This is a genomic window from Nocardia arseniciresistens (assembly GCF_046764875.1).
Classification (GTDB): Bacteria; Actinomycetota; Actinomycetes; order Mycobacteriales; family Mycobacteriaceae; genus Nocardia; species Nocardia arseniciresistens.
In genome coordinates, this window is record NZ_JBKORD010000007.1 from 57635 (window position 1) to 75069 (window position 17435).

A 17435-nucleotide genomic window follows, 5' to 3' on the forward strand; every position below is an offset into this window, starting at 1 on the left:
AGTTGTGTGATGCAAGTATGTAGACAATTCGTCGGCTGGGGCAAGCGATTTACTGGTCTTTACCGCCCCTTGAACTCCGGCGTCCGCTTCTCGAACACCGCTTGAATGGCCTCGGTCAGGTCCTCGGACGCCAGGAACGCGGAGTTCCACGCGGACACGTAGCGCAGCCCCGCGGCCACCTGATCCTTGGTCCGCTGCTCGAGCACGTCCTTCGCACCCTGCACCACAAGAGGCGGGTTCGCCGCGATCTCACGCGCGGTGGCGTGCGCCGCGTCCAGCACCGCCTCCTGATCGGCGAACACGTCGTTGACAAGGCCGATCTTCTCGGCACGCGCGGCGTCGATGTCCTTGCCGGTGTAGGCGAGTTCGCGCAGATGTCCCTCGCCGATGATGCCGGGCAGCCGGTGCAGCGAACCGATATCGGCGACGATCGCCACCTTCGCCTCACGCAGGCTGAACTTCGCCTCCGCGCTCGCATAGCGAATATCGACGGCGGCGATCAGATCGAGACCGCCACCGATGCACCAGCCGGACACCGCGGCGATGACCGGCTTGCGGCAGTCCGCCACCGCGGTCACCGCGGCCTGCATCCGGCGCACCTCGTAGAGGAATTCCGTGCGCGGCGCGGCGAAGGCCCTGTCGGCCATGAGCGGACCGAACGTCCCCGCCATCGCGGGCAGATCGAGGCCGTAGGTGAAATGTTTGCCGGAAGCGGTGAGCACGATCGCACGCACCTCCGGGTCGGCGTCGAGGCCCCGGAAGATCTCCGGCAGTTCACGCCAGAAATCCGGGCCCATCGCATTGCCCTTACCGGGACCGATCAGGGTCACCTGCGCGACGTGGTCCTTGGTTTCGACGGTGAAAGCCAGCCAATCAGTCATTTGTACAGCGTATCCAGCGCAGCGCGGACCGAGACTCCGGATCCCGGAAATGGCTCGACGCCCGGGGTCACCGCATGCGCCCGAGTGTTGAAGCCGCGCAAAGAACGCTGCGCCACACTGGTTCTCACCTCCTATCTGGTCATCCGCCCGGCATACCGCTCGCAATCGCTCTACCCTGGTTTCATGCGCAGGTCCCTTCCACCAGTCGCATGCCGGGTCTCGGACACGTTGATCGCGCGCGGCCATCACGGTGTCATCGTCACACAACCCGAGCCGACGCCCACCGCCGCCGATGCCGCGCGGGCACTCGGCATCGATGTGGGCGCGATCACAAAGTCACTGGTGTTCCTGCTCGACGACGATCCGGTGCTGTTGCTCGTCTCGGGCGCGCATCAGGTCGACCTGCGCCACACCGGCGAACGGCTGGAGGGAACGCTGACCCGGGCCCCCGCCGCGATGGTGCGCGAGGTCACCGGCCAGCCGATCGGCGGCGTCGCTCCCGTCGGCCACCCGACCAACCTGCCGACCTGGGTCGATAACGCGCTGTCCGAGCATCGCGAATTGTGGGCGGCGGGCGGTCATCCGAACACCATCTTCCGCACATCTTTTCGTGAACTGGTCCGCATTACCGCCGGACTCCCGCTCGACGTGGATTGAATGCCGACCGACCGGACGAAGAACGACGCGAGCTCCCCACACTCGTAAACGGGCGTAGTTTCGTCAGGTGACCGAAGCACAGCGGCCAGCCACGGATTTCCAGATTCCCGACGATCTGAGCGGTATCACCGCCGACCAGTACCGCGCCTCGATGCGCCATTACCCTGCGGGCGTCACCGTCGTCACGCTCCGCTCCGCGACCGGCCCCGTCGGTTTCACCGCGACGTCCTTCGCGTCGCTGTCGCTGGACCCACCACTGGTCTCCTTCAATATCGCGCACACCTCATCGAGCCTCACCGCGCTGCGGGCGGCCGACTCCGTTGTCATCCACTTCCTCGGCGAACACCAGCACGACCTGGCCAAGCGCTTCGCACGCACCGCCGACGAACGCTTCACCGACCGCTCACTGTGGACAACCCTGGACACCGGCGAGCCCGTGTTGCACGGCACCCCCATCTGGCTGCGCACCACGATCCGACAACTCATCCCCATCGGCGACCACACCTTCGTCGTCGGCCTCGTCACCCGAGTCCACGACAACACCGATGAAAAACCCGCCGCCGCCCCACTGCTCTACTACAACGGCAGCTACTACCGCCCGACCGCGCTCAACGACTGAACACGGCCGGACGGCAGTCGGATTCGCCGGTAGCGGCCGATTGGTTCCATCCGGATGAAATCGCCTGCGACACAGGCTTGTTTCCAGCTACTCGATCAGACAGGGTGCCGCACCGGCGAATGTGTCCGGGCCGGCGAAAGGACGGGTTTCGGGGGTCGGATTCCAGAGGCCGTCGGTGCCGGCGTAATTCCACTTCGAGCCGGACTCGACGAGGGTGGCGACCGCCCCGACGAGGCGGTCGACGTCGGCGGAGCTGGTACCGAGACCGACGCTGGCACGCAGCGCGCCGTCGAGGCCGAGGCGGGCAAGTAGCGGGTGGGCGCAGAAGCGGCCGTCGCGGACACCGATGCCGTGTTCGGCGGAGAGGTAGGCGGCGACGTGGCCGGGGACGAAGCCGTCGAGGGTGAAGGCGACGATGCCGACGGTGTCGGGGCTGTCGTCCCAGATACGCAGGAGATCGACGCCGGGGATGGCGCGCAGGCCGGCGCGCAGGCGCTCGGCGAGCGCACGCTCGTGGGTGATGAGGGTTTCGGGATCGATCGCGCAGAGCGCCTCACAGGCGGCGGCGAGCGCGGCCGCGCCGAGAACGTTCGGGGAGCCTGCCTCGTGCCGCTGCGGCGCGGGAGCCCACTCGGCGCCGGTTGTGCTGACCTCCCTGACCGCGCCGCCGCCCGCCAGATACGGATCCGCCGCATCCAGCCAATCGCGGCGACCGACAAGGACGCCGGCGCCGAACGGCGCGTACAGCTTGTGGCCCGAGAACGCGAGATAGTCGATTCCGGTGTCGCGCAGGCTGATTCGCCGATGCGGTGCCAGCTGCGCCGCATCGACCAGTATGCGTGCGCCGCACTGGTGGGCAATGGTGGCCAGCCGCTCGAGCGGTAGCACCTCGCCGGTGACATTGGACGCACCGGTGACCGCGAGCAACGCGGCGGGCTTGCTGCACAGTTCGGCGACGAGCAGCCGGATGGTCTCGGCCACGGTATCCGCGGCCCGCACGACCCGGCGGCCATTCCTGGTCCAGGCCAGGAAGTTCGCGTGGTGCTCGATGTCGAGCACCACGGTGTCACCGGGCACGCAGCCTGCAAGCAGGTTCAGCGAGTCGGTTGTGTTACGGGTGAACACGACCACCTGGTCGTCGTCGGCATCGAGGAACCGCGTCACCGAACCGCGTGCGGCCTCGTAGCACTCGGTGGAGATCCGCGAGGCGTACCCGGCACCGCGGTGCACACTCGCGTAGTACGGCAGCAGCTGCTGCACGCGGTCGGTGACCTGCGCCAATGCCGGAGCACTCGCGGCGTAGTCGAAGTTCGCGTAGGTGGTCGTCCCGCCTTGAACGAGCGGGACCTGGAGGTCGTCGCCGGAGACCCTGGCGAGAGCGGTACAGGTCTGATCCACAACAGCAGTCATCACGAAATCCCGTCGGTTTTAGGACCCAGAACCAGGAGGAACCAAGAGATTTGTTCGAGTCCGCGCTTGCCGCGCCCGGTCGGGCGGCGGCCAGGTCGTCACCTGGAGCACCCCACCGCGGAGGAGGGTTGCCGACCAGCTAGCCAGGGCTTGATGCTGGTACTCATGACCTGCACCGAGATTGGCAGACCTCACCCGCCCCTGTCAACAGCAATCACAAACGCCGCCCATCACGGCGTGGCGTGCGCAGGTCGAACTCGGTTGCGCAATGTCGTGATGTGCGGTCCCATCGGTGGGTGACGCTTTCCCTGCTGCTCAGTTTCATCGGTGTGTGCGTGCTGCTGTCGATCACGCCTGGGCCCGATACGTTCCTGGTGCTGCGTTTCTCGATGGTGGACGCGCGACCCGGGGTCGCCGCGGCGATCGGGTCGGCACTCGGCGGCATCGTGTGGGCCGTGGTGGTCGCGGCGGGCGTCGCCGCCCTGCTGGAGCAGTCGGCGACGGCCTATCGCGCGCTCAAGGTCGTCGGCGGAATCTACCTGGTGTACTTGGGCGTCCGCGCACTGATCGATCATCGGCGGCAACGCCGCGCGGCGGTTGCGGACCCCACGGAAGCGATTACCGCGCAGGCGAATTCCGGCACGCCGAGCTCGATTCGCTCGGCGTTCGCCGCCGGACTGGTGTCGTGCATGTTCAACCCGAAGGTCGGCCTGTTCTACCTGGCGGTGCTGCCCCAATTCCTCACCGAGGTCACCTTCGCCAATACCCTCGCCCTCGGCGCGGTCGAATCGAGCATCGCGGCGGTGGAGATGGTGCTGCTCGCGATCGCCGCCTCCCGCGCGGTGGCGATGCTGCGCAAGCCGAAGGTCCGCGATCGCCTCGAACAGGCGAGCGCGGCCATCCTCGCGGCACTCGGCATCGGCACCGCCGCCTCAGCTGCCTAACCTTTTTCCTTGCGCCACAACAAGACCGAGGCGACAAGCGCGATGAACCCCGCCGCCGTGAGCCACCAGAACGCCTGCTGGAAGCCGACGTCGATGGACCGGCCCGCGGCGCCGGCGCGGTACAGAACCACCGCCATCAGCGCCGCGCCGATGGACCCACCCACCCGCTGCAGAATATTCACGAACGACGCCGCATCCGGTAGCTGCTCGCGACCGACCGCCGCATAGGCCGCCGCGATGATGGGCATTCCGGTCAGCCCGGCCGCGATTCCTCGGACCAGCAATAACCCTTGCACCAGAACGGCATCGAGCGAGGCATCCGAGAGTGCGAACGGCATTGTGGTCGCGACGATCAATACATTGCCGACCACCGCGACGACACCACCGCCATAGCGGTCGGTTAGCCGCCCCGCTACCGGCATCGCGACGATGCCGCCGATACCGAACGCAAGCAGCAGCAGCCCCGTGGCGATCAACCCCTTGCCGTGCAGTAGCTGGAAGTACAGGGGCAGCAGCAGCATCGACCCGAACATCGCCGCACCCGAGAAGAAGTTGGCCACGTTCGCGGTCGCGAAGATCGGGCTGCGGAACAGGCCGATGTCGAGAACCTTCGGCCCGCGGCCCCACACCGATCGCAGCACGAAGCCACCGAGCGCGAGCGCACCTACGACCACGGGAACCCACACCGACACCGCGGAAAGACCGCCACGGCTACCGAATTCGCCGAGTCCGTAAACCAGCAGCGATAGGCCCGCTCCGATCAGCACGAACCCCGCGATATCGAACGGCTCGCGGCCGAGGGACACCTGTTCATGTGGCAGCACGCGCCGCGCGAGCACGAACGCCACCGCGCCGAACGGAATGTTGATCAAGAACAGCCACTCCCACGACAGCTGCGCCAGCAGCACGCCGCCGATCGTGGGCCCGACCGCGGGCGCGACGACCACCGCGATCCCGACCACGCTCATCACCCGGCCCAGCCGCTGCGGTCCCGCGACCCGGCCGATCAACGTCTGCCCCGCTGGCACCAACAGTCCGGCGGCCAATCCCTGCGCGATGCGCAGCGCGATGAGCCAGCCGATGTTCGGAGCCAGCGCGCAGAGGCCGGAGACGACCGTGAAAGCGACCAACGCGCCGAGCCACACCCGATCCGTCCCGACCCTTCGCCCCAGCCAGCCGCACAGCGGCAGCGTCACAGCGAGAGCGAGCAGATAGGCGCTGGCGATCCACTGCGCACTGTCCAGCGATGCGCCGAGATCGCCCGCGATCACGTTGAGCCCGATATTGACCAGCGATGTATCCAACATGCTCATCACCGCGCCGAAGACAACGACACCGGCCACTCGCCACACATGTGCGGGGATCGGTTCGAGTGTGGGCCCGGCAGTGGTGACCGTCGCTCGAGTTTCCGTCACGGCTTCTCCCATTTTGTTGAGCTTCTAGATTGTGGAGAGTATCAACAATCTGGAAGCTCAACAATGGGTAGACTTTCGAAATGTCCGCCGAATTCACCCACCCGCCCGGGCTGCTGCGCTTCCCGACCTTCGTGCTCGGCAAGCTGCACCAGGCCATCAAGGCGGAGGTGGGCTCGTCGCTGCGCGATCACTGGGTGCTCGTATATCTCGAGGATCACGACGACTTGAGCCAACAGCAGGTATCGGACGCACTGAAGATCGACCGCAGCGAAGTCGTGCGGCTGATCGACAGCCTCGAGCAGGCCGGTTTCGTGGTGCGCACCCGGGATACCAGCGATCGCCGCAAATACCGGCTCACCATCACCCAGGCCGGACGGGCCGAACGACGACGGTCCGACACACTCATAGAACAGGCCACCGACACCGTCCTACATCGCCTCGACGACGACGAAAGACGGACCATGCACCGACTCGCACTGAAGGCACTCGGCGAGGACATCCCCGACGGTTGCTGACCGCCCGGACGGTTCGCTACGCCACAAAAGCCCAGTACCGCAGGTACCGTGGACTGTTGGTCACCATGATGTTTGCCCATTGGTAACCCTCTTGTGAAACAACACTCGTGAAGCGTTAGGCAGGTCTATGAGAGGTGGGCAGGACGTGATGCTGCAGCCGCAGGTCGACGCGGCGACGGGCGAGGACAGCGATCCCGGGCAACCGGCACCGAGTCCACTGCTGCACGCCGTGCTCGCTCCGCAGGTCAGGACCCTTGTCGACATCTTGGCCAGCACGACCATCGCCCACCCCGACGCGGCCGCCATCGACGACGGCAGGGTCGTACTCAGCTACACCGAGCTGCGAGCCGAGATCGAAACAGGCGTTGCCCGGCTGATCGCGGCGGGCGTGCGCTCCGGCGACCGAGTCGGCATCCGGATGCCCTCGGGCGCCCATGAGCTCTACGTCACCATCCTCGCCATCCTGCACGCGGGCGCCGCCTACGTTCCTGTCGATGCCGATGACCCCGAGGAACGAGCCCGACTTGTGTTCGGCGAGGCGAAGGTCGCCGCGATCGTGACCGCGTCGGGCATCAAGACGACGGTCGAGGGCGCCCAACGGATCGCGGCGGGAGCCGACTCGGACGATGCGGACCCGGCCGACGACTCACCGCTGCGCCCGACCCCCGCCGACGATGCCTGGATCATCTTCACCTCCGGCTCCACCGGAACCCCGAAAGGCGTTGCGGTCACCCATCGCAATGCCGCCGCATTCGTCGACGCCGAGGCGCGACTGTTCCTGCGGGACGCCCCGATCGGGCCCGGCGACCGGGTCCTGGCCGGACTCTCGGTCGCGTTCGACGCCTCCTGCGAGGAAATGTGGCTGGCCTGGCGCAATGGCGCCTGCCTTGTGCCCGCACCGCGCGCACTGGTGCGCACCGGCGCAGACCTCGGCCCCTGGCTGGTGCGCAGGGAGATCAGCGTCGTCTCCACGGTGCCGACACTGGCCGCGACCTGGCCCGCCGAGGCGCTCGACCCGGTCCGATTGCTGATCTTCGGCGGCGAAGCGGTACCACCGGAGCTCGCCGAACGCCTGGCGGGCAACACTGCGGCGCGAACGACGGGCCCGGAGGAGGTGGGGCCCCACGAACGCCACGAAGCCAACACCGACCCCGACCGCGAGGTGTGGAATACCTACGGCCCCACCGAAGCAACGGTCGTCGCCTGCGCGGCACTACTGGACGGGAGCTTCCCGGTTCGGATCGGCCTCCCACTCGACGGCTGGGACCTCGCCGTAGTCGACGCGGCCGGAGATCCGGTGGGCGAGGGCGAATCCGGCGAGCTGGTGATCGGCGGTGTCGGATTGGCCCGCTACCTCGATCCGGCAAAGGACGCCGAAAAGTACGCCCCACTACCATCTTTGGGCTGGGATCGGGCCTACCGCAGCGGTGACCTCGTCCGCAACGACAGCGCTGGCCTCGTTTTCCTCGGCCGCGCCGATGATCAGGTCAAACTCGGCGGCCGCCGCATCGAACTCGGCGAGATCGATAACGCGTTGCAGCACCTGCCCGGCGTGACCGGCGCCGCCGCGGCAATCCGAACCACCAAGGCGGGCAACAAGATCCTCGTCGGCTACCTGACCGGCACGGCGTCCGACTTCGACATCTCCGCCGCCAGAGCCGCACTCGCCGAACAACTTCCCGCGCCACTTGTGCCACGCCTGGCCGTCGTCTCTGAACTGCCGACCCGCACCTCGGGCAAGGTCGACCGCGACGCACTGCCGTGGCCACTGCCCAACGACACCGACACCGACACCCCGAGCCACGATCTCACCGAAACCGAACAATGGGTTGCGCGACTGTGGGATTCGATCCTCGGAGCCGAAGTCACCAGCCCCGATACCGACTTCTTCGACGTGGGCGGCGGCTCGCTCGCGGCCGCCCAACTGGTCACCGCGCTGCGCGAACGCTACCCACGCATCGCGGTCGCCGACCTCTACGACCATCCCCGCCTCGGCGCGCTCGCGGAATTGCTCGACGAGACCGCGCCGAGCGCCGCCGCCGAAAAACGCATCGTGCGCCCGATGCCACTCGGCGCCCAGTGGATCCAGGTGCTCGCGACCATTCCGCTGTCCACCCTCACCGGCATGCAGTGGCTCACCTGGCTGGCGGTTGTCGGGAATATCGCGGGCTGGTCCGGCTCGCTGCCCTGGCTGCCGCACCTGTCCTGGTGGTGGACCATTGCCGCGTTCACGCTCTTCATCTCACCGCCCGGCCGCATGGTCATCTGCGCGATCGGCGCTCGCGTGCTGCTGCGCGGGGTATCGCCCGGGAACTACCCGCGCGGCGGATCGGTGCACCTGCGCCTGTGGGCGGCGGTCCGATTGTCGGAGGCGAGTGGGGCCGAAAGCCTCTCCGGCGCACCATGGATGGTGCCTTTCGCGCGCGCACTCGGCGCGAAAATCGGCAATGGCGTCGACCTGCACACACTGCCACCGGTGACCGGCATGCTGGAACTCGGCAACGGCTGCAGCGTGGAACCGGAGGTCGATCTGTCCGGGTACTGGATCGACGGCGATGTGGTGCATATCGGACCGATCGTCATCGGACCTGGCGCGGTGATCGGCGCGCGATCGATCCTGCTGCCCGGTAGCAAGATCGGCAAGAATGCGGAGATCGCGCCGGGCTCCGCGGTATCGGGCAAGGTCAAGGCCGAGCAGGAGTGGGCGGGCTCGCCCGCGACGAAAGTCGGCAAGGCCCAACACCGCTGGCCCGACTATACCCCGGCAAGGGCCGCGCACTGGATCGCGATCTTCGGCGTGACCTCGATGGCGCTGGCTTCCATGCCCATTTTCGGGCTCGCCGTTGGCGGCGCGTTCATCGCCTGGTTCATCCGCGACGCCCGCACGGTCGCCGGTGCGCTCGGCCGTGGCTTCGCCATCCTGCCCGTCGCCACGCTGCTGAGCCTCACCGTGTACGCGGTGATGACGCTGGTCGCGGTGCGGCTGCTCAGCATCGGGCTCGTCGAAGGCCACCATCCGGTGCGCAGCCGGGTCGGCTGGCAGGCATGGGCCACCGAGCGGCTGCTGGATTCGGCGCGCAACTTCCTGTTCCCGCTGTATGCCAGCCTGCTCACCCCGGTGTGGCTGCGGCTGCTCGGCGCGAAGATCGGCAAAAACGTCGAGGCGTCGACGGTACTGCTGCTGCCGAAATTCACCACCGTCGCCGACGGCGCGTTCCTCGCCGACGACACCATGATCGCCAGCTACGAGCTCGGCGGCGGCTGGCTGCGCATCGGTGACGCGAAGATCGGCAAACGCGCGTTCCTCGGTAACTCCGGGATGACCGCGCCGGGACGGCGGGTACCGAAAAACGGTCTTGTCGCGGTACTTTCCGCCGCACCATCCAAGTCCAAGGCAGGCTCTTCCTGGCTCGGCAGCCCACCCGTTCGCCTGCGGCGAGCCTCCGGCACCGGCGACACCGAGCGCACCTTCGATCCACCGCTGCGGCTCGAGCTGGCACGCGCCGTCGTCGAAACGTGCAGGCTCTTCCCCGTACTGGTGACCTTCGCCATCGGACTCGGCGTGCTGTTCACCCTGGCCTGGACCGCCCGATCGATCGGCTACTCGGCCGCCGCATTACTGAGCGGACTGGTCCTGATGGCCGCGGGCGCGGTGGCAGGCGCGAGCGCGATCACCGCAAAGTGGTTGCTGGTCGGCCGAATCCAGGCCGGTGAACATCCGTTGTGGAGCTCGTTCGTGTGGCGAAACGAGGTTGCCGACACCTTCGTCGAAACCGTTGCCGCGCCGTGGTTCGCGCGCGCCGCGACCGGAACGCCGGTGCTCAATCTCTGGCTGCGAGGCCTCGGTGCGCGCATCGGGCGAGGAGTATGGTGCGAGTCCTACTGGCTACCGGAGGCGGACCTGGTGACTCTCGGCGATGGCGCAACCGTGGAACGCGGCTGCGTGGTGCAGACCCACCTGTTTCACGATCGAATCATGGCCATGGACACCGTCACCATCGGCGCGGGCGCCACCCTCGGGCCGCACTGCGTCGCACTGCCTGCCGCGACCATCGGCGACGGCGCGACCATCGGCCCCGCCTCGCTGGTCATGCGTGGTGACACAGTGCCCCCGTCCACCCGCTGGTGGGGCAATCCGATCGCGCCGTGGTCGGGTCCGGCTAACGGCACACAGGTCGCCCGAAGAGACCGGCAGAGTGAGGCCGGGGCAGTCGACTGATGCCGGGCAAGTTCTACGAAGAGCCCATCGACGAGTACCTGCCGCAGAACGGAAACCGTGGCTACCGGGTATCGCGGTACGAGCTCGACCTCGTCTATAAGGTCGCTGGCAACCGGCTGGCGGGCCGCGCCGAGATCACCGCGATAACCACCGCCATCCAACCTCGGTTCACACTGGATCTTTCCCAATCACTCACCGTTTCCAAGGTATTCGTCAACGGCGCGAAGCCCGCGAAATATGTGCACCAGCACGGCAAGCTGGTCATCACGCCGCAGCAGAGCATTCCGGCGGGCGGCCTGCTCTCGCTGGCCATCCAGTACGGCGGGATACCGAAACCGGTGCGGGGCCCGTGGGGCGAGGTCGGCTGGGAGGAACTGGCCGAGGGTGCGCTGGTGGCCAGCCAGCCCAATGGCGCCGCGTCCTGGTTCCCCTGCGACGATCATCCGAGTTCCAAAGCGAGCTACCGGATTTCGATCACCACCGATACCCCGTACTATGCGATCGCCAACGGCACCCTGATGCGCAAACAGATCAAGGCGAGTCAGACCACCTGGGTGTACGAACAGTCGGAGCCGATGTCGACCTACCTGGCCACCATCCAGATCGGCCCCTATCAAAAGCATCGCATCGGTTCCGCGCACGGCCCGGTGCCGATGCAGGCCATCGTCCCCGCCCGCCTTCGCGCCGAATTCGAGTACGATTTCGCCCGTCAGCCGCAGATGATGGACCTGTTCATCGAACGCTTCGGTCCGTACCCCTTCGAGGGTTACACGGTGGTGGTCACCGACGACGAGTTGGAAATCCCCATCGAGGCACAGGGCATTTCGATTTTCGGCGCCAACCACTGCGACGGTCGCCGCGGTGCGGAACGACTTGTCGCGCACGAATTGGCGCATCAGTGGTTCGGCAACAGCCTCACCATCCGGCAGTGGCGCGATATCTGGCTGCACGAGGGCTTCGCCTGCTACGCCGAATGGATGTGGTCCGAGGCCGCGGGCGGGCCGACCGCCGATCAGCTGGCGCGCGCCGCCCGGCACAATCTGTCGCGGCAACCGCAGGACATCACCGTCGGGGACCCGGGGCCGCAGCGCATGTTCGACGACCGCGTCTACAAACGTGGTGCGCTCGCCCTGCACGCGCTGCGGCTGCAGCTGGGCGAGCAGTCGTTCTTCGATCTGCTCCGGGAATGGACCCTCCGCTACCGGCACGCGTCGGTCACCACCGAGGAATTCACCGACCTGGCAGGCCATTACAGCCTGCTCCCACTGCGCCCGCTGTGGGATGTCTGGCTGTTCAGCGAGCCGCTGCCGCAGCTGCCGCCCTACAACGGCGTCTCAGCCGGAGTCTGACCCGCTCAGAAGACGAGATAGCGGCTCGCCAGTTCTTCGATCAGCGGGTCGTCATCGGCGACGCTGTTCAATACCTCGAGATCGGTCTCCACCGAGAGCTGCCGTGGATCGTCCTGCTCCGCATCCGGCGTGCCGTCCCCGGCGAGCAGGCGCAGCAGCTTCGCGCGGACACGGTCCTTCAATGAGTCACTCATGATCGAAGCTTGCCCAGTTCTTACCGGAAGATTCACGAAGGCCACGCCGAAGAGCGACTAAACCGGCGTCAGCCAGCTTCCCCACGGGGTGTTGCGCAGCACCGAATACGCCCCGAACAGCGCGAACACCACCCACATCGTGGTGCGACTGATCCGGGGCATCCGCATCCGCTGACCGCGCCAGGCACGCACCGACCAATCGCCGACCAGCAGCACGAAGGCGAGCACCAGCGGCACGGCGAGCACATTGCTGTGCAGCGAGTCGATGAGGTGGCCGTCGGTCAGGTTGTGCATCGCGCGCAGCCCGCCGCATCCGGGACAGTAATAGCCCGTCAGTGCGTAGACCGGGCAGATCCCGTAGGAACCCTCGCTGTGCGGATCACGGAAGTGCAGCAGCACCGCGGCGCCGATACCAACGCCCGCCACCAACAGCGGTACCCCGAGCGCGCGCCACCCCGAGCGATTCGCACCCTCCGGCTCCGGGTGCGCGGCCGGGTCGGCTACGTGCGTGGTCTCCACAAGTAATAACGGTAGCGGTGCCGCACCCGCCGCCGCCACCTATGGAAAACGACCCTCTGCGGCCCACAGACCCGACATGGTCTCCCGAATTGTCGGATCATGATCGAAAACTTCCAGCGTTTCCGCAGCTAGAGTACAATTTCCCGACGTGGACGCCGCTGGATTTGCCCGGCTCGACGGATTCGGGGTCAGTGCGGCTCGCAAGCTCGAATTCGGGCACGTGGGCCACTGGCAGTTCGCACCGGACAGCGATACCCCAAGCTCCGTCGCGGTGGAAATCGACCCAGGCGACGGTTCCTCCCTCGTGGTCTTCGTCCGGGCTCCCAACCGCCGCGACCTCCCCGGCGATTTTCACCCCGACGACCAGGTCTGTCTGGTCGTGCCGGAGGACATCGCCGCCCTCTATACCCGCTGACCGGTAGCACGACACTCGACGCCGCGGGGCCCTGCCCCGCTGGATAACGCCGCCTCCCGCCATCTCGATAATCACGAGAGGTGACGGTCCGGATTTATTCGTAGCGCGTCCGGAAGAACTCGCTCGTACACGATGTTCGTTCCGAAAGAAGAGTTCACCCGTCCGAATATCGGGTATTCACCTGGGTGAGCCAGGTTTCCCGGTCAGTGGGCGCTTGCACTAGCAAGCACCTTGCTTGCACGGTACGGTGGCGGCAGACACAAAGGAGTGCTCTAATGCTGGTGAAGTCGATGAAGACGCTGGCGGAGGCGCGAAATGGCGCCCTCACCGCCGCCTACCGTGCAGGGTTGCGATCGCGCACTTTCCGGACCGCGTCGTTGAATACGCCCACTGTTCCGCATGAGGTCATCCCCGTCACCACCGTCGACGGCGCCCGACTGCGTGTGCACGCCTACGGCCCGGCCGATGGTCAGACGATCGTGCTGATCCACGGCTGGAGTTGCAGCATCGAGTACTGGAACCCGCAGATCAACGCGTTCGCCGACCGGTATCGCGTGGTCTGCTACGACCAGCGCGGCCACGGCGAAAGCCAGCTCGGCACCGTCGGCCCCGGCGCGGAAACCCTCGCCGACGATCTCTCGGCGGTCCTCGACGCCACCTTGCGTCCCGGCGAGCTCGCGGTGCTCGCCGGACACAGCATGGGCGGAATGACGTTGCAGGCGTGGGCAGCTCGCTATCCCGAGCAAGTCGAGCGCCGCGCCCGCGCGGTCATACTGGTGAATACCACCTCGGGCAACGTCAGGTACGACACCGACCTGCTCCCGCTGCTGAACAGGACATTGACGATCTCCAACAAGCCGGTCACCGTGTTCGGCTCCCCCGTCCGCATGCCGGCCCTCGTCTCCGAAACCGTTCTGACAACACCGGTTCCACTGCCCGGCGGCTGGCCGGTCGCCACGGTCTTCAAATCCCGCGTGATGTCCAAGAACTCGACCAGCGACGAGGTGAACTTCTCCCTCGGCATCGTGCGCTCCTGCCGCCCGCTGACCCGAGGCAGGTACGCCGCGGCACTCGCCGACCTCCAACTAGGTGACGCCGCAAAGCATCTCACCGTCCCCACCACCGTAATCGCGGGCAGCAACGACCACCTGCTTCCAGCGCGCATGTCCCGCACAATCGCCGAAACCCTTTCCGGGACCGGCTATCTCGCCGACTATCACGTCTGGCCGACCGGCCACCTCGGCAATATCGAAGCAGCCGACCGCTTCAACGCGGTACTCGAGCAGGTCGCCGGAGGCGAAACCCTCCGCACCGCCGAAGCAGGCTGACACGACGTTCTCCTGGACCGATCAACGGCGCCCGGTCCAGGAGTAACACCCACACCCGGCTCAGCGCAATAGCTTCGAGGTGAGCTCGGACAGCCGGTCAGCCGCTGCGGAGTCGAACGGCCCGCCGTGTACGTCGATCGGGTTGTCTTGCATGAACGCCGTCAGCGGTGCGGTCGGCGGGTTGTCGAGGTGACGGAGAATTCGAACGAGAGCCGCTTCTATCGGCTGGCCTCGTTCTCGCATGCGTTCGACCAATTCGGCACTGGCAGCGTCATATTCGCCGGTGAACCCGGTCGCTGTCAGTCCTGGGTGCAGGAGAACGTATCGAACCCGGGTGGCGGGATAGCGGCGAGTGAAGGCTACTGCGAGTAGATCGCTCAGCTTCCCGCACTGTCCCATGACCTCGTCAGGGTTGTAGCCCTGCGCGAATTGCAAATCGTCCCAGCGGATTCTGGACAGCTCGCCGCCGGGGCCGGCCAGGTCGAGGATCACAGGTGCGGCGGCCTGATCGAGTTGCGCCATGAGGCCGTGCCCGAACAAGTATCGACTCAGATAGAACAGTGCGAAGTTGGCTTCGAAGCCTTCTGTTGTGACGAACCTCGTCGCACGGAAGTACCGCGCACCAAGCACAAGGGCATCCACCGCCTGATGTGTCGATGCGATCTGGTCGATCACCCGCCGGTTCTCGGCCAGCAGGCTCAGGTCCGCCTGGATGAACTCGATGCGCCGATCGGCACCGAGTTCGGTGGCGGCGTCAAGGACCGCCTGGCCCTTGCGTGCGTTGGTGCCAATGACGACAACCTGCTCGCCGCGCCGCAGATAGGTCAGCGCGAGCGCCTTGCCCATGCCATCGGTCCCGCCGGTAATGACCACGGTCTTCACACGAATCTCCTCACACAACTGCACTTGCAAGTTCACTACATTACACCCGCGAGTCTAATCGGAGGCAGCAACGACCAGCCTGCGAAACTGTGGGAGGTCGGATTGCAGCTCGCCAGGTGCTACCGCATAGAAGAATCCCGCGCGCTGCGGCGGTTGCTCACCGCCGAAGCCGCACGGTTCCCCGACCTGCTAGACATCGTCGATGAGGTTCCGCGCCGGGTTATGCGGGCACTCGCAGACCGGCTCGGCACCCGCCCGATCCCCGACACCGAACTACCCGCCATCACCGACGCCGCGGCGGCGCACCTGGCTGTGGGGACGCCCGGACTATTCACCCCTTCTCGCCGAACTGGAGGACCTCGCGTGTGCATCCCGACTTTCCTCGAGCCCGGTTTCAGCCCCGACCTCGACGCGGTGGCGCGGTGGCCAACCCGCACGGGTATGGCTACGCGATCATCACCGGCGACACCTTCACCGTCGGCCGTGGCATGGACCCCGAACTGGTGATCGTCGAATCGCTGCTGTGCGAACGCTGTACCCAGAAGGTCCGGCGCTGTTCCATTCCCGATTTGCGACCCACGGCGTGCGTTCGGTGGAGAACTGCCACCCGCTCGCTGTCGGTGGCGATGAGCGAACGGTGCTCGCGCACAACGGGATCCTGGCGCGACATCCACGGCCAACCGGTGATCACCAGCACCGATGGCCACCGGGTCCGGCGGCTGATCCACGAGGGCGAAGACCCTCAGAGTGGTTGGTATTACACAAATCTCGGGCCCGAGGCCGCCGATGCTCGCCGCGGCGCTGACCAACCGCTATCGACCACGGCCGATGCGTGGCCTGCCCCGCTGGTTCGGCTCCTACAGGACTCGTCGATGAATGTATCGGCTCAACGTCTGCGTGGTGCGCGCAAGAGGAACCATCGCGCTGCCGTCCCCAGCCGATAGAGGTGGGATGTTCCGACGCTGGGTCGAACCTCCCCGGTGGGCATTCCATCCGTCCGGGAGCGGACTTCACACCCGGCTGCATCGCAGTCGTGCGCCGATGACCGAGATCGAGCCGCCCCGGCGAAACGAAATCGCCCCATCCGTCGCGACGCTGCTCGCAGTCTCCCCATGCGGCCATCCTGTTCGAGCTCGAACGCACTCCTGCGGACAGCTCTCCGCTGTACCAGCGCGCGAATGGTTCGCTCTGCGACATGGACGAAGACGGCTACCGCACCGAATACGACGACCTGGACAACGTCGACGCGATCCTCGTCAAGCCAACCGACATTCGCGACTTTGCCATGGTCCGCCCGATCTCGGGCTGGATGACCGGCGGGTAGGCCGCAAGCGTGGCCGTCGTACGCACTCGGGGAAGTAGGAGTGTCCGTGAAAGCCATGTGGTTCATCGGAGCCTCGACTCGCAGTTCGAGTGGATTCGGGTACGGGCGCAGATACGGACGGCGCGCCGGTGGGCGCATTCGCGGGCGGAGGTCACATCCGGCGAGCACCCGTCATCGGCATCGACGAGATCGGCGACGTGGTCACTCCAGTGCCGTAGGTCGAGGCGTGGATGACTTGGCCGTCACCGGCGTAAAGGGCAGAGTGGCTGCCGCCGTAGAACGACACCACATCGCCCGGCTGCAGGTCGTCCAGCGGCACCGGCGTTCCGGCGGCGAGCTGACCGTAGCTGGTGCGCGGCACGTCAACGCCGGCCTGCTCGTAGGACCACTGCACCAGACCCGAGCAGTCGAAGGCACCTGGGCCCACCGCGCCATAGGCGTAGTCAGCACCGAGCCTGGTCCGCGCGGCGTCGACGGCGACCTCGCCGGTTGTTTTCTGCGGCTTCACCACAGCGGGAGCGGCCTGCGCCGGAGGAGCCAATCCGGGAATGCCGGTAAGGATTGGGACCTCGATACGAGGAAGGCCGTTGGGGAATAGGAGCTCCATCCCCGGAATGATCGCAGGCACCGAAAGTTGCGCTCCCGGGACAGCCAAGGGCGCCGAAAGCTCGATGCCCGGAGCGGTGGCGGGTATTGCAATCTCAATTACAGGAACCGCGGCCGGTTCGAGAAACTCGATTCCGACAACATCGGGACCGATCGAG

The 17435-nt window shown here is 66.6% G+C and carries 17 protein-coding genes and 1 riboswitch; of the genes, 10 read left to right on the plus strand and 7 right to left on the minus strand.

Going from position 1 to position 17435, the window contains the following annotated elements; translation table 11 throughout:
• Positions 1 to 59: 59 nt before the first annotated feature.
• The gene (locus tag ACLMAJ_RS14245) at positions 60 to 881 is read right to left on the minus strand and encodes a crotonase/enoyl-CoA hydratase family protein (protein WP_412014138.1); all 822 of its coding nucleotides are present in this window, start codon (positions 879 to 881) and stop codon (positions 60 to 62) included.
• Positions 882 to 1064: 183 nt separating this feature from the next.
• Between ACLMAJ_RS14245 and ACLMAJ_RS14250 the strand changes: the two genes are divergently transcribed.
• Both ACLMAJ_RS14250 and ACLMAJ_RS14255 read left to right on the plus strand, forming a co-directional pair.
• On the plus strand, positions 1065 to 1538 hold the full coding sequence (locus ACLMAJ_RS14250) for a YbaK/EbsC family protein (protein ID WP_412014139.1): 474 nt from the start codon (positions 1065 to 1067) through the stop codon (positions 1536 to 1538).
• Positions 1539 to 1605: 67 nt separating this feature from the next.
• Positions 1606 to 2157: a flavin reductase family protein gene (locus tag ACLMAJ_RS14255; protein WP_412014140.1), complete on the plus strand. Its 552-nt coding sequence runs from the start codon at positions 1606 to 1608 to the stop codon at positions 2155 to 2157.
• An 87-nt stretch (positions 2158 to 2244) separates the two neighbouring features.
• On the opposite strand, the gene ACLMAJ_RS14260 is transcribed toward ACLMAJ_RS14255, so the two are convergent.
• Complete coding sequence (locus ACLMAJ_RS14260) at positions 2245 to 3567, minus strand: aminotransferase class V-fold PLP-dependent enzyme (protein ID WP_412014141.1); 1323 nt, start codon at positions 3565 to 3567, stop codon at positions 2245 to 2247.
• 57 nt (positions 3568 to 3624) lie between these two features.
• A riboswitch (SAM riboswitch) is annotated at positions 3625 to 3738 on the minus strand.
• A 125-nt stretch (positions 3739 to 3863) separates the two neighbouring features.
• Between ACLMAJ_RS14260 and ACLMAJ_RS14265 the strand changes: the two genes are divergently transcribed.
• Entirely contained in the window at positions 3864 to 4511 is a 648-nt protein-coding gene (locus ACLMAJ_RS14265; protein ID WP_412014142.1) for a LysE family translocator, read from the plus strand.
• Here the strand turns inward: ACLMAJ_RS14265 and ACLMAJ_RS14270 are convergent.
• Positions 4508 to 5926: a DHA2 family efflux MFS transporter permease subunit gene (locus ACLMAJ_RS14270; protein ID WP_412014143.1), complete on the minus strand. Its 1419-nt coding sequence runs from the start codon at positions 5924 to 5926 to the stop codon at positions 4508 to 4510. The genes ACLMAJ_RS14265 and ACLMAJ_RS14270 overlap by 4 nt on opposite strands.
• 80 nt (positions 5927 to 6006) lie before the next feature.
• Here ACLMAJ_RS14270 and ACLMAJ_RS14275 point away from each other — a divergent pair, with 80 nt between their 5' ends.
• The 3 genes from ACLMAJ_RS14275 (at position 6007) to ACLMAJ_RS14285 (ending at position 12009) form a co-directional block, all read left to right on the plus strand.
• On the plus strand, positions 6007 to 6441 hold the full coding sequence (locus ACLMAJ_RS14275; RefSeq protein ID WP_412014144.1) for a MarR family winged helix-turn-helix transcriptional regulator: 435 nt from the start codon (positions 6007 to 6009) through the stop codon (positions 6439 to 6441).
• A gap of 148 nt (positions 6442 to 6589) precedes the next feature.
• Entirely contained in the window at positions 6590 to 10660 is a 4071-nt protein-coding gene (locus ACLMAJ_RS14280) for a Pls/PosA family non-ribosomal peptide synthetase (protein ID WP_412014423.1), read from the plus strand.
• Positions 10660 to 12009: a M1 family metallopeptidase gene (locus ACLMAJ_RS14285; RefSeq protein WP_412014145.1), complete on the plus strand. Its 1350-nt coding sequence runs from the start codon at positions 10660 to 10662 to the stop codon at positions 12007 to 12009. The genes ACLMAJ_RS14280 and ACLMAJ_RS14285 overlap by 1 nt, the downstream gene beginning before the upstream one ends.
• A 5-nt stretch (positions 12010 to 12014) precedes the next feature.
• Here the strand turns inward: ACLMAJ_RS14285 and ACLMAJ_RS14290 are convergent, their stop codons facing one another.
• Both ACLMAJ_RS14290 and ACLMAJ_RS14295 read right to left on the minus strand, forming a co-directional pair.
• A complete protein-coding gene (locus ACLMAJ_RS14290; protein ID WP_412014146.1) occupies positions 12015 to 12203 on the minus strand; it encodes a hypothetical protein in 189 nt (62 codons plus the stop codon).
• Positions 12204 to 12260: 57 nt separating this feature from the next.
• Positions 12261 to 12722, minus strand: coding sequence for a DUF2752 domain-containing protein (locus tag ACLMAJ_RS14295; RefSeq protein WP_412014147.1), 462 nt, complete (start codon positions 12720 to 12722; stop codon positions 12261 to 12263).
• 148 nt (positions 12723 to 12870) lie between these two features.
• Between ACLMAJ_RS14295 and ACLMAJ_RS14300 the strand changes: the two genes are divergently transcribed.
• Positions 12871 to 13137, plus strand: coding sequence for a hypothetical protein (locus tag ACLMAJ_RS14300; protein ID WP_412014148.1), 267 nt, complete (start codon positions 12871 to 12873; stop codon positions 13135 to 13137).
• A 275-nt stretch (positions 13138 to 13412) separates the two neighbouring features.
• A complete protein-coding gene (locus ACLMAJ_RS14305) occupies positions 13413 to 14465 on the plus strand; it encodes an alpha/beta fold hydrolase (RefSeq protein WP_412014149.1) in 1053 nt (350 codons plus the stop codon).
• Between the two features lie 60 nt (positions 14466 to 14525).
• Here ACLMAJ_RS14305 and ACLMAJ_RS14310 read toward each other — a convergent pair whose 3' ends face one another.
• Positions 14526 to 15347 carry an SDR family NAD(P)-dependent oxidoreductase gene (locus ACLMAJ_RS14310; protein WP_412014150.1) on the minus strand — a complete coding sequence of 274 codons (822 nt, stop codon included), beginning with the start codon at positions 15345 to 15347 and terminating at the stop codon, positions 14526 to 14528.
• Between the two features lie 24 nt (positions 15348 to 15371).
• Here ACLMAJ_RS14310 and ACLMAJ_RS14315 point away from each other — a divergent pair, with 24 nt between their 5' ends.
• A complete protein-coding gene (locus tag ACLMAJ_RS14315; protein WP_412014151.1) occupies positions 15372 to 15854 on the plus strand; it encodes a TetR/AcrR family transcriptional regulator C-terminal domain-containing protein in 483 nt (160 codons plus the stop codon).
• A gap of 688 nt (positions 15855 to 16542) precedes the next feature.
• Complete coding sequence (locus ACLMAJ_RS14320; protein ID WP_412014152.1) at positions 16543 to 16671, plus strand: hypothetical protein; 129 nt, start codon at positions 16543 to 16545, stop codon at positions 16669 to 16671.
• Positions 16672 to 16822: 151 nt separating this feature from the next.
• Here ACLMAJ_RS14320 and ACLMAJ_RS14325 read toward each other — a convergent pair whose 3' ends face one another.
• Entirely contained in the window at positions 16823 to 17377 is a 555-nt protein-coding gene (locus ACLMAJ_RS14325; protein ID WP_412014424.1) for a C40 family peptidase, read from the minus strand.
• Between the last annotated feature and the right edge of the window lie 58 nt (positions 17378 to 17435).

What these genes read in the sequence shown, in the direction of transcription:
- ACLMAJ_RS14260 (WP_412014141.1), bottom strand. Translation starts at nt 3,567, where the DNA reads ATGACTGCTGTTGTGGATCAGACCTGTACCGCTCTCGCCAGGGTCTCC.
- ACLMAJ_RS14280 (WP_412014423.1), top strand. Translation starts at nt 6,590, where the DNA reads ATGCTGCAGCCGCAGGTCGACGCGGCGACGGGCGAGGACAGCGATCCC.
- ACLMAJ_RS14245 (WP_412014138.1), bottom strand. Translation starts at nt 881, where the DNA reads ATGACTGATTGGCTGGCTTTCACCGTCGAAACCAAGGACCACGTCGCG.
- ACLMAJ_RS14305 (WP_412014149.1), top strand. Translation starts at nt 13,413, where the DNA reads ATGCTGGTGAAGTCGATGAAGACGCTGGCGGAGGCGCGAAATGGCGCC.
- ACLMAJ_RS14250 (WP_412014139.1), top strand. Translation starts at nt 1,065, where the DNA reads ATGCGCAGGTCCCTTCCACCAGTCGCATGCCGGGTCTCGGACACGTTG.
- ACLMAJ_RS14320 (WP_412014152.1), top strand. Translation starts at nt 16,543, where the DNA reads ATGGACGAAGACGGCTACCGCACCGAATACGACGACCTGGACAACGTC.
- ACLMAJ_RS14285 (WP_412014145.1), top strand. Translation starts at nt 10,660, where the DNA reads ATGCCGGGCAAGTTCTACGAAGAGCCCATCGACGAGTACCTGCCGCAG.
- ACLMAJ_RS14290 (WP_412014146.1), bottom strand. Translation starts at nt 12,203, where the DNA reads ATGAGTGACTCATTGAAGGACCGTGTCCGCGCGAAGCTGCTGCGCCTG.
- ACLMAJ_RS14275 (WP_412014144.1), top strand. Translation starts at nt 6,007, where the DNA reads ATGTCCGCCGAATTCACCCACCCGCCCGGGCTGCTGCGCTTCCCGACC.